This is a genomic window from Comamonas sp. UBA7840 (assembly GCF_002501455.1).
Classification (GTDB): domain Bacteria; phylum Pseudomonadota; class Gammaproteobacteria; order Burkholderiales; family Burkholderiaceae_C; genus Comamonas; species Comamonas jiangduensis.
The window spans coordinates 1-8,131 of the sequence record NZ_DLTI01000033.1; the positions used below are offsets into that span (position 1 = coordinate 1).

6 protein-coding genes and 1 pseudogene are annotated in these 8,131 nt (G+C 52.0%); 1 reads left to right on the top strand and 6 read right to left on the bottom strand.

The window, feature by feature from the left end:
- Window positions 1-3 precede the first annotated feature (3 nt).
- Window positions 4-360, bottom strand: a complete 357-nt coding sequence (locus B3R00_RS13215; protein WP_286999400.1) for a TonB-dependent receptor plug domain-containing protein — start codon at window positions 358-360, stop codon at window positions 4-6.
- Between the two features lie 483 nt (window positions 361-843).
- Between B3R00_RS13215 and B3R00_RS13220 the strand changes: the two genes are divergently transcribed.
- Window positions 844-1,806 (top strand): IS481 family transposase, encoded by a 963-nt coding sequence (locus B3R00_RS13220; protein WP_286999401.1) that lies wholly within the window; start codon window positions 844-846, stop codon window positions 1,804-1,806.
- A gap of 627 nt (window positions 1,807-2,433) precedes the next feature.
- On the opposite strand, the gene B3R00_RS13225 is transcribed toward B3R00_RS13220, so the two are convergent.
- The 5 genes and pseudogenes from B3R00_RS13225 to B3R00_RS13245 form a co-directional block, all read right to left on the bottom strand.
- Window positions 2,434-4,026: an EAL domain-containing protein gene (locus tag B3R00_RS13225; RefSeq protein WP_286999402.1), complete on the bottom strand. Its 1,593-nt coding sequence runs from the start codon at window positions 4,024-4,026 to the stop codon at window positions 2,434-2,436.
- Window positions 4,027-4,162: 136 nt separating this feature from the next.
- Window positions 4,163-5,524 (bottom strand): GGDEF domain-containing protein, encoded by a 1,362-nt coding sequence (locus B3R00_RS13230; protein ID WP_286999403.1) that lies wholly within the window; start codon window positions 5,522-5,524, stop codon window positions 4,163-4,165.
- A gap of 12 nt (window positions 5,525-5,536) precedes the next feature.
- A complete protein-coding gene (locus B3R00_RS13235; RefSeq protein ID WP_286999404.1) occupies window positions 5,537-6,340 on the bottom strand; it encodes an alpha/beta fold hydrolase in 804 nt (267 codons plus the stop codon).
- A 387-nt stretch (window positions 6,341-6,727) separates the two neighbouring features.
- Window positions 6,728-7,783 carry a hypothetical protein gene (locus B3R00_RS13240; RefSeq protein ID WP_286999405.1) on the bottom strand — a complete coding sequence of 352 codons (1,056 nt, stop codon included), beginning with the start codon at window positions 7,781-7,783 and terminating at the stop codon, window positions 6,728-6,730.
- Window positions 7,780-8,131: pseudogene (locus tag B3R00_RS13245) on the bottom strand (hypothetical protein); the annotation flags it as partial. The pseudogene B3R00_RS13245 and the gene B3R00_RS13240, both read right to left, overlap by 4 nt.

An 8,131-nucleotide genomic window follows, 5' to 3' on the forward strand; every position in this document is an offset into this window, starting at 1 on the left:
GTTTTACGGGGGGATTACCATTCCATCCACCAGAAACTGGTTTTGATACGGACTTTCGCCATGGATGGAAAAAGCTTCCGGCGCAAGGCTGCCACGATTGCCTGAACCATCCACGGTCGGGTTCTGCCGCACTGCTGGATGATTGGCAACCAATGAAGAAATATCGCGATTACCTCCTGGCGTCGCATCCATGTCTTCTCGCGTATACACACGAGCTTCTAAGCTTTGCGCTGTGACGTGTACTGTCGGCATGCTCTTTTCTGTGGGGCTAGATTCTTTACTTTCTTTTCCAGCGCCCCAAGCGGTGCTACTTACTCCACACGCAGCAGCCATTGCGATGAGCCTTGTCCAGCCAGTCATGATTCTTAATTTGTCCTGTTATGCAAGATGCGACAGATTGTATATGCAAATAGTAATGATTACTATTTGATGTAGTTATCAAGTCTCCCAGAAGTACACACTGTTCGGACTTCACCGGGTTAGGGGAGATTCAACTGTTGCAATGAACAACATGCTGCCCCCGCATGCACGAATCTTCAGTGGCAGAAATTCGAAAGGAACGGAGCATCATTGGCGCATCCATCAAAAATGCAGAGGCGTTTGACAATTGCGAGGGTGCTAGTTGGGCAGCAGTAGCTGCTAGCAAGCATTAGAGAAAACACCTTGTGCGCTATTGTCCAGTCGCAAGGGCGTGGCTAGCTGCTAACGGTCGGCAGGAATTTCAGTAGTTGAATGATTACAACGTGTCGGTAGCAGAGCTCAACGCCCATCAAAGCATTTACTTAGATGTACGGTCCCAGGAAGTTATGGTGCATTCTTTAGCCTGGAACAGGAGAAAGCACTATGGCAATCCGCCTGCATGGCAGCGCCCGCACAACGCCGCGTATCCGCGCAGAACTCCAGCTAGCGACCGGCTCCCATCGGTCCTTGGTCAAGCTCTACGGCATCAACCCCAAGACCGTGGCCAAGTGGCGTACGCGCACCTCGGTGCTCGATGAGCCCATGGGTCCTCGGGACAGAGCAAGCCAGCATCTTTCTCAAGAGCAAGAACACCTGGCAATTGCATTACGCAAGCAAGGGCATCTGTCGCTGGACGATCTCATGGGGCAGCTCCTGGAGATGGCCCCCAAACTCAGCCGCAGCGCCTTGCATCGATGCCTGCAGCGTCACGGAATCAGTCGACAGCCAGCAATGCAGGCGCCGCGAAGGCGCGGAAAGTTTGAAGAAACGACGTTGGGCTTCGTGCACATCGACAGCGCCGAAATGAAGATCTCCAGCGGTAGACAGCACATGTTTGTTGCCATAGACCGCGTCACAAAGTTCACGCATGTTGCGTTCTTTGACAGGGCAACGAAAGCCAACGCAGCGCAGTTCCTTCGGCAGGTGCTTGTGGCCTTCCCGTACCGCATACATACCGTTCTGACGGACAACGGCATGGCCTTCACAGGGCAAGAACGCTTCAGAGGCGGCGTCACCGACACATGCATCGGTCACATCTTTGAACGCATCTGCAAGTTCAATGAAATCGAGAAACGACATACCAAGCCGTACCACCCTTGGACCAACGGCATGGTCGAGCGCATGAACCGGACCATCAAGGAATCCACGATCAAGGCGTATGAGTACGAGGGCCTGGAGCAGCTACGGGAGCATGTCCAAGCATTTGTTCAAAGCTACAACTTCGGCAAGCACTTGAAGGCGCTCAGGTGGAAGACACCATTGCAGGCGATGTGTGAGGCATGGGAAAAAGATCCAAGCCGCTTTAGACTTCATCCGCACCATCTCACCGTGGGACTGAACACTTAGAGCCGCTAGAAGCGTGCACAGATGATTGCTGCCGCTAATTTGAGCAAGGCCAGGTGTATGTCCAGCCGCCTCTCAAAGCGTGTCGGATCCCGGATGATTGGCTGCTTTAAAAAAAGCGCCCCTTGCTCTTAGCCGAGAGGTGCAGAACAGACCTACTTGAACGTACAGGCGCAACTATTGCTATTGGCAAAAAGGGCTTCTCACCATTATTTTGGCTGAGAGAAGGGCATACAGAGCGATCTGAAAGGTCATTTTTTCGATGCCAGTGCTGAATGCCTTTTCACAAGGCACCTGAATGAAGTGGACGCTAGCATTAATCAGCTGAAACTCTGCTTATGGCCGTAAAAAGCAAGCTATTTAGTTCGCTAATCTTGGCGGTGTCATTGCGCGAATCTGTGTTGGTATTGCCATGCAAACCCCAGGCGGACTTCATGCAAATACTCACCAGCATTTGGCCTCTTCTTTGAGCTGCGTGCCCTGCAAGTTTGGGGTATGGCTACTGATGCGCTAAAACACATACGGCAATTGTGCAAAAGCTCAGCCTAGCCCTTATGCCCTATCCTGAGACCAAAAAGCGTTTGGATGCGATTGGGGCAAAGTCGATGGGCTGCAACTGGAAGCAGCTGACTACTGGAGCGGAGGCTCTTCAACAAAAAAATTGATGAAGGCATTAATGTTCATCGGACGTCCCAGCGCATAACCTTGTCCATAGTGCACACCCTCCGACAGGAGCAGCTGTGCCTGTTCAATTTTTTCAATGCCCTCGGCCACTGTGCAAGCGTTGACGGCAGAGGCTATGCGAACGATTTCAGGGATCAGGCTGGAGCGAACCGTGCCATCTTCCACCTCATAGACGAACGATCTATCAATTTTTAGTATTTCCGGCGAAAGCTGCGTGACGGTTTTTAAGTTGGAATAGCCCGTGCCAAAGTCGTCCACAGCAATCAAAAATCCATGCGCCTTGAGTTGCTGTACTTCGGTAATTAATTCACTGGACAGACTGTGCTCTGTGACCTCAATGCAGATCTCAAAGTCTTTTCTTCCGCAGTCTTCCAACGCATTCGCAAGCAATGGAATCAGTCTGCTGGCCTCTATGTTTTGTGGAAAACAGTTGAGTGCAACACTGAACTTACCTTGGTTCATCTGCGGAAGATGCTCGGCAAGCTCACGGATGGCTTTGCGCATCACCGCATGATCAAAACTACGCTCCAGCCCCTTACGCAAAATAGCGGGAATCATCTGATCAGGGGTCCACGTTTGATCCCCCTCCTTCAAACGTGCTAAGACTTCACAGCCTATGGGGCGCATCGTCCGCAGATCGAATACAGGTTGGTAAAGCAGCATCAAATGTGCATCGTCGCAAAGAAATCGTATGCGATGGCTCAGACGACCGAGCTTTTGCACATAGGGAGTTACGCCAACAATCGCAAGCGCAGCGATCAATAGCAACCCTGGCAAAAAGGCTGGCAGCAACATATCGTGCCGAACTATCGTGAATAGGCTACGTTGCGTCTGCAGCACCACATCTAGCCCAGGCGTCATGCTGATAAGTTCATAGCTCAGCCCTCGCCATACAAATCTTGTTGCATTCTGGCGCGCCGCTCGGACCTTCATGTCCGAAGATTGCTCGATGCCAGTACGTGCATGCAGCAAGATCAGGCCCGCTCTCGTGCGTAACCAAACAACGTCTGCACTCGCATACAAATCGTCAGTAACGTAAGGGCTGACAACGACATTGACCCTTGGGCGCTGCACGATGATGGCCGACTGCTTCTTACCTGCCATCGTCAGCGGCACATTGACAAGCAACTCTGCACCTGAGTCTGTGATGTGAACGGGGTAGTTGCCTTTGATAGGCTCGTATAAAGCGCCCAGGGCTGTAGAGCACGTGAGTCTGCGTTCATCATCTAACAGACCGATTTCGCGCAGATAGCGCGTACCCAGCAAGTAAGAATTCAGACTTATCAAGCCTGGTTCACTGCACCTCAGATCGTCTAGGGCAACCAAACGATCAAGCAGCTCTGTGCTTTCAGCTGCGACTTTCTGGAAAGTTCGCAAAGTATCCTCATGCTGCTGACTAATTCGGCGTTGATCCAACCACACCGTAGCTACCAGTGCACCCGATACAAGGACTAACGCAAGAAGAAGTCCGATCCCGAAAGCAAAAAGCCTTGGCATTTCTGCCATTTTCAGAAGCAGCCAGTAACGGATCTTATTCAAACCAGCCCCCCCTACTCTCAGCAAATGGGATCGATAGCAGACCAAGGATGCTCATCACTTCAGCGAGCCTCAAGCGATGCTGCTTTGTCTGCCTGACTATTCTGCAGCTGTCACACTGGAAAACTTTGACAATTTTTTAGTCGATTGCATCAACCACACGATTTCGACCTTCGCGTTTGGCGATGTATAAATTTTTGTCGGCACGCTCTATGGTGCTTGCCAGCATTTCTTTCTTATTGCGCCGCAGTGCCAGCCCCACACTGATGTGAATCGGAATAACTTTTGCCCCAACACATACTGGCTGGGATTGCATAGCAAGGCGCAGCCGCTCTGCGACCGCACGTGAGGTGGCCTGGTTGGCCTGGCTTAGCAATACGATGAACTCTTCACCGCCATAGCGCGCAAGCACATCACCTTCACGCAGCTGCGCCTGAGAGCGACGAGCGACCTCTCGCAGCACTTTGTCACCGACCGGATGACCAAATCTATCGTTGATTTTTTTGAAATGGTCGATGTCAAACATCAACACTGCCAAGTCCTGAGGCGCTTCCCTATCGAGCACTGCTCTGTCTTGGGAGTTTTGCGCTAAATAGTGGGCTTGGGCTAGATCGAAAAAAGCCCGGCGATTCAGCAGCCCAGTGAGGGGATCATGTGACGCCTCTCGTCTCAGCATTCGCTCAAGTCGAATTTGAGCCGTGACATCTTGGAAGAGCCAAACTCGACCATTGTGAGCATCATTGAGGACAGGGTGTGTGTCTACTCGCCAGATGCATTCGTCCAGCTCCCAATTGGCTGTCACTTGTGCATTCAAAGAGTGTTGTAGAGCCAGATAAACAGACTCCAAGTCGGCAGCGTTATCGCATCGAGTACGCGCAGCACGCATGGCATGCGCGAGTGTGTCCAGTGGAACATACCCGGCCGAGATGTTGAGCAAACCTGAGGCGACTTGATTGACTTGGGCATGTTGACCCAGACCTGATACGACGACGACCCCCTGTGGCACGCTGTTGAAGATGTCATTGAACCTGGCACCAGATTCAATGGTTTCTTCAGCCAGATGACGCGCGTCCAGCAAACGTGCATAGATTGGTCTGAGCAATCCGATCAAGTGCTGCTGCGATGATGGATTGCTGCATAGCGTTGCCGCTTTGGACGCTTGCGAGGCGTCCCACACAAAAAGCAAACCGCCCGCCACCCGTTCGCCTAAATCCAAGCAATTCAAATACGCGATTTTCGCCGGGGTGAACGTCAAATTAGTCGCCAGCATGCTGGGCAAATCTGCAGCGCACAAAAACTGTAAGGCTCCCGCATCATTGCTCAGTTTTTCAGGAATGCGCCAAGACCATGCGGTGCCGCGATGCCAGCTCAAAGGAGGCTCGCTACGCAGCGGTACGGTCTGATCGACAGCATGCTGCTGCAACGCGATCACCAAGCTTGCGTGCGAGAGTTGGCGCGCCAACTCCAAAAAAGCTGCCAGTGAATTTGCGTGCGTCCCCACGGGAAAAAAACCTCAGCGATCCAAGAGATGACGCAGCACGACAGGCGCCACGATCTCAGGTTGCGTTATGTGAGGCAAGTGACCTTCCAGCTCCAAAACCTCGGACACACTGCCTGAGATGTGGGCATGCAGCCATTCGGCAACATCGACCGGTACAGCCATATCCTTGCGACTATGAATCAACCGAGTGTCCGTATTCACACGAGGCACAACACTACGATGATCACTTTGAAAGATCATGCGCAGTATGTGGTGCGCGATATCTGGGCGAATTTTGAACAACGTCGCACTGAAATGTGCAAGGGAGTCCTGCGCAGCCAAGCCCATGACCATAGGTACGAAACCAGCAGCCCAACTCTGATAGTTGGTGGCCATTGCAGCGTAGAGCGCATTCAGATCGCTTTGATCGAAGCCCCCTACATAAGAAGTTGCTTGATCGTTCAAGTAACACGGAGAGGGCTGCAAAAGTACCAAGCGATCAAACAACCCAGGCCGTGCTGCTGCTGCAATCATGCCAATCATTCCACTGACCGAATGACCCACATAAAGTACTCGCTGCACTTGCTGCTCTGCGATGAGTGCCAACAGATCATCAGCGTATCCAAACAGCGAGCTGTGCAAATGCAAGTCATAGCTGTGCTCACCGCCATCGCCACAGCCAGCTAAGTTGTATGAAAGCACCCGAAAATTTGCATCTAAAACAGGACGAATGTAGTCCCAAGATGTCTGATCGGAACCAAAACCGTGGCTAAGTACCACCACTTGTTCCCCTGAACCACTCCACGTAGGCTTTAAACGTTTAGAAGCAGTTGTCAAGGTAGAAGGCTGGTTAGTCATAGTTTTTTAAATTATGAGGCAATTTACTTTTAGACACAGAATTTATTCGCTACGACTTTAGATGATGATCTGCGAAACGATGGGGTTGAATCGACCAGCTTTTCCTAAACAGCTTTCGGGCAATGAGCAGACCGCTGAAGAAGCCTTAGTTCAATGACTGCCCTGAGCATCAACAGCCATTGATCGTTATGTCTTGACCGACTGCAACCAGCCTAATTCTGCCTGCCGGACAATGATGATTACGCACCCCACTCATGGACGCTCGCGTGAATTTCTAAATCATCACGTAAAGCAGACGCTCGGCATAAATGCATACGGCCAAAGGTTGCTTGCGATCCATGCGACCCTAGCGCTCACTATGCAACCTCAACGTGAATGCCTGTTTACGGCATCCTGCACTGCTGGCAATACATTTTCGTAGTTGAATCCGTTTTGTTCTTTCTGCAACGGTTTTGTGACTCGGTTGTTGAGCCAGTCACCCAAACTTCTAGCTTCGCCATGTCGAACCAGTGGATTGTGGCTGTTGCCGGGATAGCGAAACTCTGTGAGGTTCTCAGGGTGGTCTTTGAACTTTTCCGCAAATCCAACAGCAGGGTATTGCTTGCTACCGCCAGCCCATGGGTCTTCGTCTTCGATGGATGACCACATAGGCAGCCGTGTGTCCCACTTCCAAAGGTGTTCGTACTGCCGGCTCACGCTTTGCTTGTGGCAAACGCCGCCGACGATCTGAGGATCAGCACGATCCCAGTGGTAGGTGGTGCGGCACCCTTCACTGTGACCGCTCAAGATAATTGGCAGATTAGAAAACGTCTTGAACCAGCGAATGACTTCCGCAATGTCGTCGCCTCGCGCATCTAAACGTGCTGGATTGACAGCGGTGTACACGCCTTCGCGAGCGCGAGCACCAGCTTGTCTGAGCATTTCTTCGGTTGAACCACCTGGGCAGCCGAGCTTGTTGCCTTCACGGGTCACAAATTCCGGCGTGATCACTGCAAACCCTTCACGGTAGTAGAACTGTGCCAATGTCGTCTCCCAGCCCCACATGCCACCGCAGCCATGGTTGTGAATGACCAGTCCACGCACTGTTGGGTGATTAGGTATCAACGCAGTGAACTTGTCGCGGTACACAGCGCCAAACAACGGCAGGTAAAAGACGCTCCGATCAAGCACTGTACGCACTTGTGCTTGGTCGTAGGCCGGCACTTGGCGGCTTTGCTGCGCATGAGCGCCAGAGATGCCAAGTGATTGAACCAGTGCCAAGCTAAAAGCACTCCATAGAACAGATTTATTGATACGCATGACTGTCTCACTTTTATTGAACTGTTGATTGATTGCTGGCCATAAGCGAATCAGTACCGCCACCCACCTAAGCAAGCTGGCAAGCAGATACTGGCTGTACTGATTCTGTCCGTGGGTTGTCAAGGCAGCATGAGCGGGCGCAAGTCTTGAGCAAGTTCCAGGCTCTGCAACTTGGAAGTGCCTAGTTCAGACAAACGGTCGACTTGGCAACGCAGGTCTGCAATCCGTTTGCCGTTTTGCTCCACCAAGATGCCCTGTTCCGTAGTCGTGCTGCCATACGCCGCGTAGCGGTAGCTGCCCTTGTCGAACGATACGAACGGCAGCGGCTGACCACTCGTGCTGGTATGCGTGCCTTGCTTGAACGCGGTGCTGGCGGCTGTTGCCTTCACCGGATAGACCATCTCCGGCACTCCATCCAGTGGTGCCAAGCGGTACGTCAATTCGTTACCATGTTGATTTCCATCCAGAAGT